General features: G+C 58.4%; 19 protein-coding genes. 5 read left to right on the top strand and 14 right to left on the bottom strand.

The window, feature by feature from the left end; translation table 11 throughout:
- Positions 1 to 445 precede the first annotated feature (445 nt).
- From ACWUI2_RS17370 to ACWUI2_RS17310, 13 genes are all read right to left on the bottom strand, one after another.
- Positions 446 to 1,069, bottom strand: a complete 624-nt coding sequence (locus ACWUI2_RS17370; RefSeq protein ID WP_486984118.1) for an acyloxyacyl hydrolase — start codon at positions 1,067 to 1,069, stop codon at positions 446 to 448.
- Positions 1,070 to 1,080: 11 nt separating this feature from the next.
- Positions 1,081 to 2,781 carry a Na(+)/H(+) antiporter subunit D gene (locus tag ACWUI2_RS17365; protein ID WP_486984117.1) on the bottom strand — a complete coding sequence of 567 codons (1,701 nt, stop codon included), beginning with the start codon at positions 2,779 to 2,781 and terminating at the stop codon, positions 1,081 to 1,083.
- A complete protein-coding gene (locus tag ACWUI2_RS17360; protein ID WP_486984116.1) occupies positions 2,768 to 2,968 on the bottom strand; it encodes a hypothetical protein in 201 nt (66 codons plus the stop codon). Before ACWUI2_RS17360 ends, ACWUI2_RS17365 begins: the two co-directional genes overlap by 14 nt.
- Positions 2,968 to 4,467, bottom strand: coding sequence for a monovalent cation/H+ antiporter subunit D family protein (locus ACWUI2_RS17355; protein WP_486984115.1), 1,500 nt, complete (start codon positions 4,465 to 4,467; stop codon positions 2,968 to 2,970). Before ACWUI2_RS17355 ends, ACWUI2_RS17360 begins: the two co-directional genes overlap by 1 nt.
- Positions 4,468 to 4,546: 79 nt before the next feature.
- A complete protein-coding gene (locus ACWUI2_RS17350) occupies positions 4,547 to 6,022 on the bottom strand; it encodes a complex I subunit 5 family protein (RefSeq protein WP_486984114.1) in 1,476 nt (491 codons plus the stop codon).
- 26 nt (positions 6,023 to 6,048) lie between these two features.
- Positions 6,049 to 6,420: a cation:proton antiporter subunit C gene (locus tag ACWUI2_RS17345; protein ID WP_486984113.1), complete on the bottom strand. Its 372-nt coding sequence runs from the start codon at positions 6,418 to 6,420 to the stop codon at positions 6,049 to 6,051.
- Positions 6,413 to 6,853: an MnhB domain-containing protein gene (locus tag ACWUI2_RS17340; RefSeq protein WP_486984112.1), complete on the bottom strand. Its 441-nt coding sequence runs from the start codon at positions 6,851 to 6,853 to the stop codon at positions 6,413 to 6,415. Before ACWUI2_RS17340 ends, ACWUI2_RS17345 begins: the two co-directional genes overlap by 8 nt.
- Positions 6,850 to 7,155, bottom strand: a complete 306-nt coding sequence (mbhE, locus tag ACWUI2_RS17335; RefSeq protein WP_486984111.1) for a hydrogen gas-evolving membrane-bound hydrogenase subunit E — start codon at positions 7,153 to 7,155, stop codon at positions 6,850 to 6,852. The genes ACWUI2_RS17340 and mbhE overlap by 4 nt, the downstream gene beginning before the upstream one ends.
- A complete protein-coding gene (locus tag ACWUI2_RS17330; RefSeq protein WP_486984110.1) occupies positions 7,152 to 7,397 on the bottom strand; it encodes a Na(+)/H(+) antiporter subunit B in 246 nt (81 codons plus the stop codon). Before ACWUI2_RS17330 ends, mbhE begins: the two co-directional genes overlap by 4 nt.
- Positions 7,394 to 7,717, bottom strand: coding sequence for a monovalent cation/H(+) antiporter subunit G (gene mnhG, locus ACWUI2_RS17325; protein ID WP_486984109.1), 324 nt, complete (start codon positions 7,715 to 7,717; stop codon positions 7,394 to 7,396). The genes ACWUI2_RS17330 and mnhG overlap by 4 nt, the downstream gene beginning before the upstream one ends.
- A complete protein-coding gene (locus ACWUI2_RS17320) occupies positions 7,714 to 7,986 on the bottom strand; it encodes an MrpF/PhaF family protein (RefSeq protein ID WP_486984108.1) in 273 nt (90 codons plus the stop codon). Before ACWUI2_RS17320 ends, mnhG begins: the two co-directional genes overlap by 4 nt.
- Positions 7,983 to 8,573: a Na+/H+ antiporter subunit E gene (locus tag ACWUI2_RS17315; protein WP_486984107.1), complete on the bottom strand. Its 591-nt coding sequence runs from the start codon at positions 8,571 to 8,573 to the stop codon at positions 7,983 to 7,985. The genes ACWUI2_RS17320 and ACWUI2_RS17315 overlap by 4 nt, the downstream gene beginning before the upstream one ends.
- A 342-nt stretch (positions 8,574 to 8,915) precedes the next feature.
- Complete coding sequence (locus ACWUI2_RS17310; RefSeq protein WP_486984106.1) at positions 8,916 to 9,749, bottom strand: TatD family hydrolase; 834 nt, start codon at positions 9,747 to 9,749, stop codon at positions 8,916 to 8,918.
- Between the two features lie 52 nt (positions 9,750 to 9,801).
- Between ACWUI2_RS17310 and trxB the strand changes: the two genes are divergently transcribed.
- From trxB to ACWUI2_RS17295, 3 genes are all read left to right on the top strand, one after another.
- On the top strand, positions 9,802 to 10,779 hold the full coding sequence (trxB, locus tag ACWUI2_RS17305) for a thioredoxin-disulfide reductase (protein WP_486984105.1): 978 nt from the start codon (positions 9,802 to 9,804) through the stop codon (positions 10,777 to 10,779).
- Positions 10,780 to 12,348: 1,569 nt separating this feature from the next.
- Positions 12,349 to 12,921: a hypothetical protein gene (locus ACWUI2_RS17300; protein WP_486984104.1), complete on the top strand. Its 573-nt coding sequence runs from the start codon at positions 12,349 to 12,351 to the stop codon at positions 12,919 to 12,921.
- A 70-nt stretch (positions 12,922 to 12,991) separates the two neighbouring features.
- The gene (locus ACWUI2_RS17295) at positions 12,992 to 13,336 is read left to right on the top strand and encodes a hypothetical protein (protein WP_486984103.1); all 345 of its coding nucleotides are present in this window, start codon (positions 12,992 to 12,994) and stop codon (positions 13,334 to 13,336) included.
- Between the two features lie 102 nt (positions 13,337 to 13,438).
- Here the strand turns inward: ACWUI2_RS17295 and ltrA are convergent, their stop codons facing one another.
- Entirely contained in the window at positions 13,439 to 14,671 is a 1,233-nt protein-coding gene (gene ltrA, locus ACWUI2_RS17290; protein ID WP_486982643.1) for a group II intron reverse transcriptase/maturase, read from the bottom strand.
- 705 nt (positions 14,672 to 15,376) lie between these two features.
- On the opposite strand from ltrA, the gene ACWUI2_RS17285 reads away from it, so the two are divergent.
- Both ACWUI2_RS17285 and ACWUI2_RS17280 read left to right on the top strand, forming a co-directional pair.
- Positions 15,377 to 16,024 carry a hypothetical protein gene (locus ACWUI2_RS17285; RefSeq protein WP_486984102.1) on the top strand — a complete coding sequence of 216 codons (648 nt, stop codon included), beginning with the start codon at positions 15,377 to 15,379 and terminating at the stop codon, positions 16,022 to 16,024.
- Positions 16,025 to 17,160: 1,136 nt separating this feature from the next.
- Positions 17,161 to 17,928: a hypothetical protein gene (locus ACWUI2_RS17280; RefSeq protein WP_486984101.1), complete on the top strand. Its 768-nt coding sequence runs from the start codon at positions 17,161 to 17,163 to the stop codon at positions 17,926 to 17,928.
- Positions 17,929 to 17,943: the final 15 nt, after the last annotated feature.

Below are 17,943 nucleotides of genomic sequence, written 5' to 3'. Positions count from 1 at the left end.
GAAAGCCGGATCACGTAGCATCGAGTTTTCACTCGATGAAACATGTGCCCAAGCCGAAACTTCGCGCTTCAGCCGAAGACAGTCGACCACGGCACTGACGGCGGCTCAGTCATCCGGCGAAAGGCGGATCACGTAGCATCGAGTTTTCACTCGATGAAACATGTGGCCAAGCCGAAACTTCGCGCCTCAGCCAAAGACTGTCGACCGCGGCACTGACGGCGGCCCCCTTCATCCGGCGAAAGCCGGATGCTACCCGCAGCATCGAGTTTTCACTCGATGAAACAGAGCATAAGCCAGAACTTCGTGCTTCAGCCGAAGACCGTCGGCCACGAAAATCGTCCCCCCCGTCCGTCCAACGACGGCGGCTAAAGCGCGCCGCTCCCTTCATCCGGCGAAAGCCGGCATGCTACAACGGACATTCTTGTCTGTGCAAAACTCCCTGCAGTCAATAAAACCGCGCCAACCCAATCATCGTGGCGTGATGATTCATTCCCCCGTTCGGCGACCGCGTGCCTCCATTGGAATAATGGACGAACCGTTGCTGAACCACCACCGCGGCATCCCTTCCCCACATCCAGAACAATCCCGCGCCCCCTTGGGGACTGAATTGCACCTTTCCGCCTAAGTCGGGTTCCCCAACGTCCGTCAACGCCACTCCCGCTCCCGCTTCCACAAACGGTTTCCACCGGCTTCCCGCCCCGAAGACATACCGAATCAACGGCGTCGCCCCCACCAAAACCGCCGGCTCCGGCCGGTATCGGTATCCCGCGATCAACTCCGCCCCGACCATCCAACCGCCTTGATACCAGCTTCCTTCGGCCACGGGCCCGCCGAGCATCCAACCGTGGTGGAGCTGAAAAACCGCGAGATCATGCCGCACGCTTCCCCCGAACTCCAGCGTCCCGAAGGCAACCCCGCCGCCAACGCCCGCCATCCTCGACCCTTGGGCGAACGGCGCCACCCGCTCCGCCCTTCCTTCGCCGAAAGAATTTACCGGGACATCCGCCGCCCCGACCCCCGCCAAGCCGCCGACCAACCAGCAGAGCCCCGCCAACCATCTGCGTCCCATACGGTTCCCGGTCAAAAAATGACGAATACCGTCGTCACGACAATGGTCAACACGGTCAACATCAGGGCCAAATCCAGCCCGGCCCGGTCCAAGTCGGGTTCGAAATCCCGGAACGGCTTCCGCCAGAAACCGGCCGGGTTCCGCGCGAAAGTGACCGCCAAATCGATCACTTTCAACAATCGGGCCTCAGCCCCCGCGAAAAACGCGTTCACCGCCCCGATCGTCAGCGTCCGCGCCATCGGAGCCGATTTCCGGTAAAACCAGTCCGTATCGAGCGCGATCTTCGCCTCGCCGAGGATTTTATGCCGGAAGATCCAAAACGCCACGAAGACGAACAACGGCAACTGGATCGCCTCCACCACCATGTAAACGGTATAGGCCTGGAACTCGACCGCGACCGGCAACGTCGCGAACAAGGCGTTCGGCCAGAGCCCGAAGAGCAGACAGGGGATCGCCAGCAGGACCATCGCCGCATACATGTTGGCCGGGATCGGCTTCACCTTCAGTTCGCTTTCGCGGTAGAACCAGGTGTAATAGGTCAGTTTTAAGCCGACGCTCAAAAAGGTGCCGACCGCCGCCAGCAAGAGTAGATAGGTTTCCACTTTTCCGGCTTCGTGCAGGATCATCCCTTTGCTGACAAAGCCGCTGAACAACGGGAAACCGGAGATCGAAAACGCCCCGATCAGATACAGGGCAACCACCCATTTCATCTGTTTCCCCAATCCGCCGAGATCGGTCAGCTTGGTCCTCCCCACCGCATACATCACCGCGCCGGTCCCCATGAAAAGGAGCGTCTTGTAAATGATGTTGTTATAGGCGTGGGCCGCCCCGGCGCTGACGCCCCCGTCTCCCCCGATCCCGATGCCGACCAGCATGTAGCCGACTTGACTGATGATGTGGTAGGAGAGAATCAACCGCATGTCGTTCGCCAACACCGCGTAATACACGCCATACAGCGCCATCGCGATCCCGACCCAAAGGATCAGCGGCCAACCGGGAAAACATTGGGCGATCACATAAACCGCGACTTTCGTCGTGAAGGCGTTCAGGAAAATCGCCCCGGTCTCCGTCGCCTTGGTGTAACTGTCGGGCAACCACGCGTGCAACGGCGGAGCCGCCGCGTTCACCAGGATTCCGAACAGGATAAACACCACCGCCGGCGACCATTGCCCGACTTCGAACACCCCGAGTTCCAAGGTCCCGGCTTCCCGATACAACATCACCACGCCGATCAACAACAGGCTTCCCCCGAAGAGGTGGACCAGCAAATAACGGAACCCCGCCGCTTCCGCCGCCCGGCCGGCTCCGGCCCACACGAGAAAGGCCGACGAGACCGCCATCACTTCCCAGAAGATCAACAGCGTGAAAAAGTCTCCGGCGAAGGTGACCCCGAGCGAGCCGCCGACATACAGGAGCGCCGCCACTTGCTGACGCAGGTCCCGCATGTGCATCGCGTAAATCCCGCCCGCGAAGGCCGCCAGCGAGAAGGCCAACCCGAACCCGCGGTTGAGCGGACTCACTTCCAACAGGATCAACTCCAGCCCGGCCAACGAATGGGTCAGATGCGTCCCTTCCGAGAGCCCCCAGATCCAAATCAGCGAGGCGAGCGGAAACAACGGAAAGATCGTCGCCCGCAACCGCTCCGGAAACAGCGGCAGCAGCAATGCCCCCAACAGGAAGATAAAGGCCGGTGGGATGTCAGGGAGCATCATAATAATTCTCCTTTCTCGCCAAGAATTTCTTCCCGACCACTTTCGTCAAAAACAACATCAGCAGGCATCCGAAAAAACCGAAAAAGGCGTAAAACAGCGCCGGCGTTTCATCCATCGGATCCAGGAACGACGCGACCACCGTTCCCGCGAAAATCACCGCCAACGCCACCCAGTGCCACGTTTTCATCAGGACCGCCCTCCTTCCGTGATGCTCTGCGCGATCATCATCGCCATGTCGAAGAAATGGAAAAAGAGGTTCGGAAACATGAAAAATATCACCGACAACGCCGCCGTCATGCACAACGGCACCACCATGAAGGGGGATGCTTCCCCCATTCCGTCGAAGTTGGTCGATTTCCGGAAATAGGCCCGGTGGATGATCGGAAAGAAATACGCCGCGTTCAACAGGCCGCTGGTGAAGAGGACCGCGATCGGTATCCACATTCCTCCGGCGAGCGTCCCTTCCATCAACAGCCATTTGCTCAAAAATCCGTTCACCGGCGGCAACCCGGCCAATCCCATGGAGCCGACCACGAACGCCCCCATCGTCCACGGCATCGCTTTCGCGATGCCATCGAGATCCCCGATCTGCTGCCGATGGGTGTGCACGTAAATCGCCCCGGCGCAAAAGAAGAGCGTGATCTTCATCGTCGCATGGGCCGAGATATGCATGATCCCGCCGGCGAATCCTTCCGCCGACAACAGCGCCGCCCCGAGCGTCACATACGAGAGGTGAGCCACCGTCGAATAGGCTAACCGTTTCTTCAGGTCGGTCTGCCGCAACGCGATCAACGAGGCCAAGATGATCGTCGCCCCGGCGAACAGCGCCAGGAGAATGTGCAGGTCATACGCCCGCATCACGTCCGGCCCGAAGACGAATCCGGTCATCCGGACCACCCCAAACACCCCCGACTTCACCACCGCAACCGCGTGCAGCAACGCGCTCACCGGCGTCGGAGCGACCATCGCCGACGGCAGCCAACTGTGCAGAGGCATCAAGCCGGCTTTCACCCCGACCCCCGCGATGAACGCCACGAAGACCAATCGCATGATCCCTGGACCGCTCTCCACGTCGCCCAGAATCCCCCCGGGCTGGAAATCGAGCGTCCCGGTGGTCACGTAAATCCAGGCCGACCCGGCCACCAACAACAGACCCGCCGAAAGCGCGAAAGCCAGATACTGGCGCCCGGCCCGGATCGCCACTTTGTTTTCCTTGTGAATGACCAGCGGATAGGTCGCCAGGGTCAGCAATTCGTAGAAAATGATAAAGGTGAGCAGGTTCGCCGAAAACGCGATCCCGATGGTCGCCGACAGACTGACCGCGAAGCTGGCGTAGTAACGGGTCTGCTTTTTCTCGTGGTTCCCCCGCATGTAGCCGATCGAGTAGAACGAGGTCAGTATCCACAAACCGGATGCGATCAGCGCGAAGAACACCCCGAACGAATCGGCCCGGAAAGCGAGTTCGATTCCCGGCGCGATCGCCAGCAGCGACTGTTCCGCCACTGCCCCCGCCACCGCTCCCGGCAGCAACGTCAGGACCAGGGCGAACTTGATCACCGCCGCGATCAACGTCCAACCTTCCCGCAAATTCGGCCGTTTCGCCGACATCACGATCAACGGCGTCGCGATCAACGATACCAACACCGCCCACAGCGGAATCGAAGAACTGTATGTTTCAAATTCCAACACCGTATCAGCCCCAAACCATCAATTCACCACCATCCGCCGGACGTTTCGATTCGTGTTTATTCGTGTCCATTCGTGGTTAAAACCCCCATCCCACCGGCATCATCGGCACGATCACATGCTGCACCAACAGGAAGTTGCCGAAACCGATCACCAACAAACTCACCCCGAGGATCATCATCGGCACCAGCATCGACGCCCGCGCTTCCTCCCGGGCCACCGGCGGCTTCGCCGCTTCCGTTTCCTCGTCCACCCCGGGCGCCCGCAGGTAAACCCGCTCCAACACCCGGAAGAAATAAACCACCGCGAACAAACTGCTCATCACGATCGCCACCAGGAACACCCAGTTCCCCTGCTCCAGCGACCCCATCACCAAATACCACTTGCTGAAGAACCCGGCCGTCGGCGGCAACCCGATCATCGACAACGCGCAGATCGCCAAAATCATCATCGTCCACGGCATTTTCTTCGCCAACGAGTTGTCGAATCGGGCCACCGTGTTGTGACCGAGCTTCGAGGCCAGGGTCCCGCTGATCATGAACAGACAGAGTTTCATCACCCCGTGGTTCAAACAGTGCAACACCGCCGCGACAAACCCGAGCGGCGTCGCCAACCCGATCCCGAGCGCGATGTACCCGACGTGTCCCACGCTGCTGAACGCCAGCATCCGCTTGAAATTCTTCTGGGCCATCGCCATCGCCGCCCCCCAGATGATCCCGGCCGCCCCGAGATACCCGATGATCGTCGTCAACGGAATCTCCTCCGCCACGAAGACCGGATCTTCCATGAAGAAGAGGACCCGGATCAAAATATAGGCTGCCACTTTCGTCCCGACCGCCCCGACCAAGGCCGTGCTGGTCGAGGTCGCATACGTGTAGGCGTCCGGCATCCAGCCGTGCATCGGAAAAAGAGCCATCTTCAACCCGACCCCGAGCACGATCAACACCAGGGCCGACAACGTCACGGGCGAATGCCCGATTTCCGGCAGGATCGCCGCCACGTCCCCCATGTTCAACGATCCGGTGACCATGAACAGGAACCCGACGCCGAGCAGATAAAACGAAGCCCCAACCGTACCCAAAATCAAATAACGGAATCCCGCCATCGGCGCCCGCTTGTCGCCGATCGACAACAACGCGTAGCTCGCCAGCGAACTGATTTCCAGGAAGACGTAGAGGTTGAACATGTCTCCCGTCAGCAACATCCCGGAGAATCCGCCGAGCAACAACAGCACCGCGCTGTAAAACGGAATCCCCCGCCCCGGAATCTCCTCATCCACCAACGTCCGGCCATGCCACAACGCGAACAGTCCCGCCCCGGTCACCAGCGCGCAAAAGAAGGCCGACAATGGATCGAGGATCAGCTCGATTCCCATCGGAGGCATCCACCCGCCGAAGTAATAAACCACCGGTTCCCCGTCCCGGATCGAGCGGGCCAATCCGGCCAGCGACCCGGCGAAGGCGAACCCGATCGCCAAGACCGCCACCGCATACGGCCACACCCGCGCCCGACGCCGACAAACCGGAGCCAATAACGCGCCGATGAAAAGCGACATCGGTATCAGAGCTGGTAGATGGTCCGTCATTCCTTCATCCGCTCCATCAACTCAGGCTCCTCCAGAGTCCCGAAATTCCGGTAAATCGCGGTCAGCATCGCGAACCCGACCCCCACGATCGCCACCCCGACCACGATCGCCGTCAGCATTAGCGTATGCGGCAACGGGTTCAAATAATTCGTCACATCCCCGACCGGACGGCCGTCATCCAGGATCGGCACCGTCGCCTCCCACTTGAACGCCGCCGTCACGAAGAGCAGGATGATCGAGTTCTGGAAAATCACCATCCCGATCAATTGCTTCATCAGGTTCTTCTTCAAAAGCATCCCGTAAAGCCCGATCACCAGCAGAATCATGATCGCCCAATACGCGTAATAATCGTGCAGAAACTCAATCATCGTATCCGTCCCCCACCAAATGATCGAAAATCGAAACGAGCGCCGTCATCACCGCCAGGCCGATCCCGACTTCGATCACCAACATCCCGTAATGCCGGACCCACGGAGCCTCCATGCCAAAAAACGGCACCGCCCCGTAATCGAGATACACCCCGCCGAAAAAGAGCGGCACCACCCCGAGCAACGCGAAAATCAACGCCCCAACCGCCGCCAAGGGAATCGCCAAATCCGTCCGCAACTCCGACTGGCTTTCGGCCCGTCCTTCGGTCATCCGCAACAACAGAATCCCCGCCGCCAACAAGGCCCCGCCCTGGAATCCGCCTCCCGGACTGTAATGCCCGTGGATGATCACATAAATCCCGAACAACTGGATCACCCGGGCCAACGCCCGGCTCACCGCGATCACGATGATACTTTTCGACGGCGTGATCATTCTTCCTCCGGCCTCCTCCGCCGCAGAATCAACATACAGGCGATCGCCGCCGCGAAGACCACCAGCACTTCGCCCAATGTATCGAAACTCCGGTAGTCGGCCAAGACCACCGTCACCATGTTCGGCGTCGCCGCGTCTTCATACGCGTTCTGAATGAAATACGCCCCGGCCAACGGCGTGCCAACCACGCTCTCCTCCTGGTGCATCGGCGCATGCGGATCCCCCCGCGCCGGCAGGTAACGGGTCGCATACAGGAGAATCGCGGTGAAAACCGCCAGTAGTATGTAATTGAATACTCTCAATCCCGGCTCTTCCTCGTCGTTTTGAAAATGACCGCAATGAAATAGACTCCGACGATCCCCGCGCCGACCACCGCTTCGGTGAACCCGACGTCGACCGCCCCCATCGAAATGAACAGCACCGCCACGATCAGACTGAACGAGGCCGCCGCCAACGCCGCCGCCAAGAGGTTCTTCACCCCAAGCGCCAACAACGCCGTTACCAACAGCATCACGTACAAAACCAGCTCGATCCCCCAGTTCATGGATTCGCCTCCTTCTCCGATTTCCGCCACGGTTTCAAACCGAACCGCAACGCGGCCCGCGCGAGAATATGCACCGCCACCGGATTCGTCAGCGCGACGAAAAAGATCGTCAAGACCAACTTCCCGCCGGTCAGCGTGAACCCTTCATACACCGCCAACCCCGACAACAGAAAGATGATCCCGACCGTATCCACTTTGCTGGCCGCATGGGTTCGGGCGAAAAAATCGGGCAACCGGATGATTCCGAGACTGCCGATCAACATCGTCACCAATCCCAGCATCACCAGGATTACCGCCAGACTGTTCTGCAGGTAAATCATGTCCGGTAAGGCGGAATAATGAAATATTTTGCCACCGCGATCCCCGCGATGAAGTTGAGAATCGCATACGCCAATGCGATATCGACGAACATGTCGAACCGCCCGTAAAGAAACCCAAAGAGGCAAACCAATCCGATCGTCTTCGCCCCCATCGCCCCGATCGCCAGCAACCGGTCAAACACGGTCGGCCCGACCGCCACCCGGTAAAACGGGATCAAAATGATCAGCACCACCGCCACCGTCGTCGCCACGAAAAATCGCTCCATCATCCCGGAATCCCTCCTCGAATACCTTGGTCTCCAATCTTCACGTTCGACACCGCCCCCTTGCCGTCGGCCCAAAACATCTCCGCCACCTTCCGCTGCATGTCACCCGCCAACAACCCCTGCAACGAATTCTCGCTCAACGCGTGCACCAGGTAACGGTCCCCTTCGATATGCAAGGTCAGCGTCCCCGGGGTCAACGTGATCGAGTTCCCCAAGACCACCCTGGCCACCGTATGCGGTTGTTCGCAATCGAAGCTGACCATCCGCGGATGCATCGCTCCTTGTCCCAGAATGATCCGAGCGACCTCGTAGGCCGACAGCATCATCTGCCAAACCAGCCACGGAAAATAAAGCGCCAGCCGCACCGGATGCACCCGCACCGGCAAATCCGTCTCCCGCAAATTGGCCGGCCCCAGTTTCCGGTCGAGCCACAAGACAAAGGCCACCGCCAACACCCCGCACGACAAATGGAACCAATCGAATTTGCCACTGAACAGCACCCAAATCCCGAACAACACCAACGCCTGTATCCAAGGCACGGTTACCCGCCCTCTCGCCGCATTCTGCCGTTCTGATTGATTCGCCGCCATGTTTCGTATCCTTCCCGTGGACGCAACTCCGCCCCGTCAAAAAGAAAAGCGATCACAATGAAAAACCGCCGAAACCCGGTCAAGTGGAATCGAAAATCTCGTCTCCCCCAACACCCCTCCGTTGGAGTCCCGCATTCATGCGGTCCCCATCGCCTCAACCGCCCGCTTCGCTCAAGGTCGCCAAGACAAGAGAAGAAAGCCAAACAGAAGTCACCCAATCCTTTCCTTTGCGCTCTTCGCGCCCTTTGCGGTTAAACCTCTTCTTCCCTCGTCCTATCAGGCCCATCGCGCCCTATCAGGCGCCATCCAATCGTCTATCGTCTATCGTCTATCGTCTATCAGCTATCGTCTATGCGCTCCGCGCTCCGCCCCCGCGCCCAGCGCATAAAACGCCCGCGTATTCTCCGCCGTCCGCGCCGCCAACTCCTCCAACGAAACCCCGAACAACTCCGCCGCGAACTCCGCCGTATACCGCAAATACCCCGGCTCGTTCGGCTTCCCCCGCTTCGGCGCCGGCGCCAGATACGGCGCGTCCGTCTCGATCATCAACCGATCCAACCCCTGCGCCAACGCCGCCTCCCGCACCTCCTCCGCCTTCTTATACGTCAACACCCCCGTGAACGACCCCCAGCCGCCCCGCTCCATCAACTTCCGCATTGCCTCCGCCCCTTCCGTGAAACAATGGAAGACCACCCGGTCCCACGCCACCCCCGACCGATCCACCATCTCCACGCATTCCTCGAACGCCCCCCGCGAATGCACCACCACCGGCACCCCCGACTCCGCCGCCAACGCCAACTGCGCCGCGAACGCCTCCTTCTGACGCCCCATCTCCACTTCCGCCTCCTCCGGATCCCGGCTCAGGTGAAACCGGTCCAACCCGACCTCCCCCAACGCCACCGGACGCACCTCCCCGCCGAAATACCCCGGCAACTCCGCCGCCTGCTCCCGCCAATCCTCCCCGACATCACACGGATGAATCCCCACTGTATAGGCGATCCGCTCCGGATCCGCCGCCGCCAACCCCCGATAAAGCTCCCAATCCCGCCGCCCCGTCCCGACCGTGACCAACCGCTCCACCCCGGCCTCCCGGGCCCGTTCCAGGACTTCCGCCAACTTCCCCGAACGATGGAACGATTCCAAATGCGTGTGACTGTCGATTAAATGATCTTTCATACCGATTTTCTTTCCATTTGACCCGAAAGGTGGTCTAGTTTCACCCTTACGAATGAGCGACAAAATTGAAAGCGTGATTATCGTCGGCACCGGTTGCGCCGGGCTGACGTCTGCCATCTACACCGCCCGGGCCAACCTCAGCCCGCTCGTCATCGAGGGAAACCTTCCCGGCGGCCAACTGACCACCACCTCCGAGGTCGAAAACTTTCCCGGCTTCGAGAACGGCATCGATGGCTTCACCCTGATGCAAAACATGCGCAACCAGGCCACCCGTTTCGGCACCCGGTTCCAGCAGGGGTTCATTGAAAGCGTCGATTTCTCCCAAAGCCCGTTCGTCCTCCGGACCGCTTCCGAAGAATTCCGCGCCCGCAGCGTCATCATCTCCACCGGCGCCTCCCCCCGCCTCCTCGGACTCCCCGGCGAAAAAGATCTCTTCGGCGGCGGCGGCGTCACCACCTGCGCCACCTGCGACGGCGCCTTCTACCGCAACATGGACGTCGTCGTGGTCGGCGGCGGAGACTCGGCCGCCGAGGAAGCCCTGTTTCTCACCCATTTCTGCAGCAAAATCACCCTGATCCACCGCCGCGACGAACTCCGGGCCTCCAAAATCATGTCCGACCGCGTTCTCGCCCACCCGAAAATCGAAGTCTGCTGGGACAGCGCCATCACCGAAATCCACGGCGTCGCGGAGAAAGCGGTCAGCGGAGTCGAAGTCAAGAACCTGAAAACCGGCGCGGAAAAGCGGATCGACTGCAAAGGAATCTTCGTCGCGATCGGCCACATTCCCAACACCCACGTCTTCGCCGACCACCTCGATCTCGACGAAAGCGGCTATTTCATGCCGCAACCCGGCAGCATGGTGAAAACCAAAATCCCCGGCGTTTACGTCGCCGGCGACTGCGTCGACCATGTTTACCGCCAAGCGATCACCGCCGCCGGCATGGGCTGCCAGGCCGCCATCGAAGCCGAACGCTGGCTTGGCGAACAAGAAGCCACCCCCGCCTCGACCGCCACCCCCGCCGCCCGCTAACTTCTCCCACACCGGTCGCGGGGCGCCCCCCGCGACCGCCCTCCCCGTGACACAGGCATTCCTGCCTGTCCCCCTGCCCCTGGCCTCTCCCCCAACCCCCAAAACCCAAACTTTCGACTTTCCACCACCCCCAACCCGTGGGATAAGTAATTCCGGAAACAACAGGATCCCACCGGAACACCGACTCCCCCGGGAATCCTTCATCATTCATCCCTCATCATTCATCATTCTCCTTTCCCCGGGGAAGTGACGGGGCGAAGCCTTCCTTCAAAGAACAAACGCCCCCGCGTCGCCCCCCAACCGAGCTCCGCATCAACCGGGAGGGACGATCTCCGTGTCGTCCGGCCATCATCGTCCCCCCTCAAACCATCGCTCCCCCGTCCCAAAACCGCCTCCGCCACCCTCCATCCACGCAACCGGGAGGGACGACCTCTGTGTCGTCCGCCAACATCGTCCCCCCTCAGCCACCGCTCCCCCGTCCCAAAACAGCCTCCGCCACCTTTCATCCACGCAACCGAGAGGGATGACCTCCGTGTCGTCCGCCACCATCGTCGCCACTCAACCCCCGTTCCCCCGTAGCGGGGTTGGCTTCGCCGCCCCGTCTCCCGCCGCGTTCGAATCGCCCAAAGCGATTCCCTCCGCCACCGATCCACCCGACTTCCGAATCTCTTTCACCCCAACCGGACTTCGATCATCGCCCCCGTCGGAGCGCCGTCAGATAGAATCACCTCCCACGCATTGCACCTAGGCTTTTCCCTTCCGCGAGTTTCGCTTTTTCCACGACACGTGAGTTTCGCTTTTTACCGCAGAATGCGAAACTCCCCTTCGCCTGATCAAGTCTTGACCATCCCCCTATCAGTCGCTAAATCAGATACTTAAAAAGAAAAAACTCAATTCGTCCCCCTCCCCACCCGATCTCGATGAAACCAAATCTCCTCAAAAAACGTCTTCACAAAAAGCGAAACTGAGTTTCGCAGTCTATACTGTTAGCGAGAGAAGTATGATGAATAGACAATACATCCTATGGATACTTCCGATCCTTCTTCTGTTCTTCGGATGCCAGGGTCACTCGCCCGCTCAGAACGAGCCTTTTTCAGAGCAAAGGGTTGCCCCGCAGAGCGACGACGGCTGGGCTGGTCCTGGGATTTCGCCCCTTAAATGGGAAGAAGTGGAAGTGGAAGGAAGGGTTGTCCTCCGGCCCATTCTCGCCGACCTCCCGAGCGGACCGAGTAGAATGAATTCGAATGCCCAGCAAGAGGCTATTGAGAGGATTTCCGCCACCGAGCAGGCATTAGCAGATTTCTATCCGGACCGTCCACGGGAACGAGTTGTGGATCCCTCCATCGACCGTGTGTTATTCCTTGAGCCTGGGCGGGAGTTGTGGGTGCTTCAGACGGAACGGGATGGTATCGCCTATGTTGTCGAGGCGGAATCGACCGTGCAGCCTGGGGCTGGTATGCGCATCGTTGGGCCCTACAACTACTACAAGGATCCGCTAACAAGGCGAGGGAGGTAATTCCGAGTAGCGCTGTCGCGCTACTCTCCATACCTCCTCTTCACGTTCTCCAGATGAATAATAAAAGGAAAGTAAATCTGGTGAATGGGACGCATCACAAGATCACGCCGATTCCCAAGGAGATCCGAAAGACCGGTCATCGTTACCGGATCGCACTGGTTTTGGATTCCTACCGGAGTGGCTGCGCTGACATGTTTTTTGACTCCGAGCTCTTCGTTGAACTTGTTCAGTTTATCTCAGAAGCGGCAATTGGGAATCCGATCACGATAGACATGGGTCACGTGGAAATCCGGGATGGAAGCCTTTCGAATCTCCGGAGCTTCTATAATTCGATCGAAATCGCCGATCAGGGCTTGCCGAAAAGGATTATATGGGATGGCTCGATTGGGTTCGAGGAGCCGTGGTACCTTTCCGGTGGTCCTGAGCCTTATCATGATTCCTTCACATTCAGCATATTTAGCCAGAATGACATTTACTCCCTTCTTAAGGAGTCGCTTCCACAGTTCATTCAAGGACGAGGATGGTTCTGTGCTGGTTGGATCACTAGCGAGCGCGGAGCATTAAAGGAGAACAAGCCCGAGGTAGTCAACGGCGGAAAACCGTCCGGCGAGGAGCGATCATCATAAGCGCCGTGCCTACTCGGCGACGTTCTGCGAAAAATTGAATGGATGGATTTTTAATACTCCTTTTATCTACGTGGCATCGTTGGCATTATTTGGCACCGAAACTATTCGCCACCGAACCGGATGGACTGCATTTTTATTCGGAATCCCCTTGATCGTTCTTCTCGCCCTTCCCACTCAAGGCGCACCTCGAATCAACCCAGGAGGAAGTATTATATCGATTTCTTTTCACGTCCTCCCCGCGTGTGCTTTGATCGCAATCGGAGCGTTGTTCTGGCAGAAGATACAAAAGAAAGATTATCCTATCCTTTCCGCCGTGGTCGTCCTGTCCGTTGCGGTTATTCTGACCTTGATGATTCAAGAGATTCTTGTTTGGTCGGCATGGCCAAACTTGAGGAACACTTTGGTGGGACTGTAACGGAAATGGCAGATCGGGATAGAACCGGCCCTCGCGGGCCGGCCCCCCCACACCACCACTCATACGGGTCCGTAAGTGGCGGTTCGGCTGATTCGAGGCAGGTCAATCCCAAGGAATAACCAGACCGAGCTTTTCGAAGTAGCGATTGGGCATCGCAATCATCACCCATTTCACCTGGCTCATCCGCCAGCAGCCTTTGCTGGCGCTGCCAGTTTTGACGGCATAGTCGCGGGATATTCCCAGTCCGAGCAGATGCCTGACCCGAGTTCGAGGATTCTTCCAATGCTTCCATTGCAAGCTCCGCAGTCGTCGTCGTATCCAGTTTGCCAATCCCGTCAGGCGGGAGCGCGACTCGGCGATGCCGTAGTAGCCCCACCAGCCTTTCAGGTAGGTGACCAGTTCGTCGATGACTTGTCTCAGGGAACGGCCGCGGGTTCGGGAGGTAATCTCCTTTACCCGCTCCTTGAAGCGCTTGATCGATTTCCAGTGGATGCTAATCAGCGGCTTCTGACGAGAGTTTGTCAGGCTGAAGCCGAGATACTTGCTTTGCCACGGTCGTGCGATGGCGCTTTTCTCTTCATTAACCACCAGACGGAGTCGCCGGGTGATGAAGGTGGTGATGCTGCGCTTGACTCGCTGGGCCGCTTCGGCGCTGCGAACGTAGATGACACAATCGTCCGCGTAACGCACGAACTTCAGCCCGCGCTTCTCCAGCTCTTTGTCCAGTTCGTCCAGGACAATGTTGCTGAGCAACGGGGACAAAGGTCCGCCCTGCGGCGTCCCCTCGTCTCCCGGTTCGACCAGCCCTCCCACCATCGTTCCCGAGGTGAGGAAGGCGCGGATGAGTTTAAGCACCCGCTTGTCTTTGATTTTGGTGGCCAACCGGCTCATAAGCCGGTCGTGGTTTACGCGATCGAAGAACTTCGAGAGATCGATGTCCACGACGTAGCGGTATCCAGCTGCCAGATACTCCTGACAGCGCCGGATCGCCTGGCGTTGGCCGCGTCCGGGACGAAATCCGAAACTGTTTTCGGAAAACGTGTGGTCCCAGATGTGGTTGAGCACTTGGGCGACCGCTTGTTGCACCATCCGGTCGAGAGCGGTCGGGATGCCCAGCAGGCGGACCCCTCCATCCGGCTTGTCGATCTCCTTTCGGCGGACCGGCAAGGGCTGGTAGGTTCCGTTAAGCAGGCTCTCTCTGATCTCGTCCCAGTGGCGTTTGGTGTAGCCCTTGAGTTGGCCGACAGTCATGCCGTCCACCCCGGGGGCTCCCTTGTTTCGTTTCACGCGCTGGAGCGCGTTCTGCATGTTGGTCCGTTCGAGGATCGATTCCATCAGTCGGACTTGACCTGTCGGGCTTTCGCTCAGGCGCGACGCTATGAAAGCTTCAACTGACAGTTGCTCTTCTTCCATAAGACGCTCCGGCTACTTGCCGCTTTCATTTACCCGGACCGTTCGGTACGGGCACCGTTCGGGCCTTCGTCGGGGTGAGACCTCCGGTTGGTTCTTCGTCGGACGGGTAACCCGTCGGCGACTACTCCCGGCTCGTTTCCACCGCTTACTATGCCCTCTGCTGACTTCCCCGCCATGTCGACCTCGCTCGCGCTCGGCCCAGTCCCCCCAGAGGGCGGGGACGGTGGAGGGGATCTCCCGGGGTGAACCCATGATCTGTTCGCACACGAGCACCGGCTCTACGTTCCTAGCCATTCGACAGATAGAGGACTTCATCCTGCGTTGCGGACTCGTCCCGGCGTCGGACCGCCTAAACCGGTTTCTTTTCGTTACCCCATGCGTTTGCGATACACGCGCTTTGCGTGCGGCCTCCTTCAATACGTCCGTTGCCGGACGCACCTTGCCGTTCGCTATCCCCTTCGCCTCTGTCAGGCTGGGGTTGAGACTTGAACTTGATAACTGTGTCTGCACTATCATTTTCTCACTCTTGAGATCACGGGCCGTGCCCGGCACACAACCAGGCGGAGCACTCAACGAAATAGGCTAGCGCCTATTCCGCGAGTGTCCTTCACGTTGGGAGAAATAAAAATGAAAAAAGCCATTTCGATTCTGACTGGTTTGATCTTACTCATCGGACTGATTGCGGGAGCGTTTCTTGGGGTAAGGGCTCTGTGGATCACCCTGTCTGGTTTGAATCCAGAATTAGGCGCAGCCCTTGTGACCGGCTTTTTTACGGTCACGGTTTCGATCGGAGCCGTCGCCCTTGGCCGTTATTTGGAGAAGGTCAAGGAAGTGACCGAGGTTTATAGAGAGAAAAGACAGAAGGTCTATGAAGAGTTCATTGATCAGTTTCAAAACATCGCATCGGAAAGTGGTTCCAGATCAGGCAAGCCAGACCGTCTGGTTAAGTTTCTCCGGGACTTTAATCGAAAGATTATTCTTTGGGCAGGTCCTGCTACGGTAAGGGCATATGTGGATATGATGGCGCGGTTGTCTCAGAATTCTACGGCTGCGCCAACAGTCTTTTCAATGGAAACCTTCTACAAAGCCATGCGGAAGGACCTCGGCCTTTCAAACGCGGGGATTCAAAGAGGTGATTTTCTTTGCCTCATTCTTAAGATTGGAGAGGCCCGAGATTTGATTGATGCAAGCGTAACGGATCCAAATATCACCTTGGAGGAGATCGGACGGCGAAGTAAGACCTCCCCACAAGGCGAGGTAGTCAACTCCGAGTAACGCTGCCGCACTACTCTTCGCGACTACTCTTCACGTTCGCCAAAGGAATGATAAAGATTAGGAACCCGGTTGCCACAGCATTTGCCTCCACGACCACGATTCTATTTTTCGTGGCGGCATCGAGTCTCGGGATCTTAATCCTCGATCACCGCCGGTATTGGGGCGGATTGAGTGAAGAGATGAGTGAACATATCATGCTAGATAAAGGCGACCCAATGGGGCCGTCTATTATCCTTTCGGGTATGGCTATGATCTTCTTCGGCTTGGTAAGTGTTCTTTTCTGGGGATTCGTATGGTATCGGAGGCGAATCGGGTAGCCGGGAGCATTAACTCTCCCGGCCCCCACACCACCGGACATAAGGGTCCGTATCACGGCGGTTCCTAACCAGACGATCCGCCGAAGCGAATCGTCCCACGGAACACAGTTCTCCTCGCAAGAAGTCGCACGATGACTCGCAGACTCTCACGGTTGGTCCCGCACGTTAAGTTCGGTCCTTCACCACTCCTGAGGCCTCCGGTCCATTGGTCCGGCTCGCTTCGCGCCCGGTCTTGTCGGCCTTCGGCCTCGGAACGCTGGACGGGTTACCCGTCGGCAGCTACTCCCGGCTCGTTCGATGCGGCTACTACGACCTCGGCTGACTCCTCGATGGACAACCGGCCCATTACTGGACCGGCGGCAATGCCTTGACGGTAGATTGAAACCGGCATTGCGCCCCATCGAGGCCTCCCCGGGTAAGAGCACGTTGTTCCGATGCACAACCCCGCGGTTTACCTCCGGCAGTGAACTCAGGGCTTCGCTGTGTTGTGCCAGCTTACCCGTGCCGTCGGCCTTGTACCGCGTTGTTCCGGCTCGCTTCGCGCCCGGTTTTGTCGGCCTTCGGCCTCGGAACAGTACGTGGGCTCACATCTTTGACATAGGCTTCCTCCCCACGGAGCCTCGCGACTCCGCAGTTGCCATAATCTAGTTTCATTTGTTGAGTTGAGTTCATGACGGAGTGCAACGGAGATGGCGAAGCAAACAGGGGACTTTAACCCCATCACAACGTGCCCATGCCGGGCACACACAAATCGAGAGAGGTAACGAGTGAAAGCTGCCGCTTTCACTCGCACCTCCCCTCGACGTTGGGCAGAAGAGAATGAAGTATACAAAACAAACACCCCCGGGACGCATCACTCCATTATGGATTATAGCGTCCTTCCTGACATTGACGGAAGTTGCCCTTGTTTATGCGGTAACCCAAGTCGAAGGTGGCGTCCAAGTTGCCCTGACGTTCTTCGTCATCGCTTTCGCTCTCTTGATTTCCGGCGGATTTTTCGCGATCCTCTGGAACCGCCCATGGGTATTCTATTCGCCATCTGAATACGGCGATGTTGATCCGAAACAGTTCCTTACCGCACTTAGGGATTCCTCACCAGCGGTCGCGACGCATCTTGAACTGGCGAAGTCGGTTGAAGAGAATCCCTATGACGAAGATGCCAAGTTCGCATTGATCGATTCGATGGCTGATGAAGTGGAATCACAGTTCATCATATTGATGCACGAGTCGGGAAAAGACGTTCCCCGCTACACTTCGTATATTTATGAGACTGAAAGCGGAAGTTCGGGTAGTGGTGGTTTGAGTCCCTATGGAAAAGGAAACCGGATTGAGGGAAGCGGTGTTGCCCGCGTGAGTGGGAATGGAAGCTATTGGTCCTTGACCGACGAAGGCAGGCGCTATGCAGAATGGCTCATCGAGAAAGGACGTAAGTGCAAATTTTTCTGGACTCCAATCGGTGGGTGGGGGACTCCTGCGCCAGGAGGGCATGCAGAGAAATCTCTGTCGCAGCGTAGGGTAACCACGGAAGCCCAACAAACCAGCGATGGCAACGCCGAGAAGCCGGCCGGTGTTGAGCGGGAGCCGTAGGCGGCGTGCCATGCT

This window comes from Verruconatronum alginivorum, from assembly GCF_056590205.1.
Note: the sequence above shows the minus strand (reverse complement) of the source record. Positions and strands in the feature narration are given on the sequence as shown.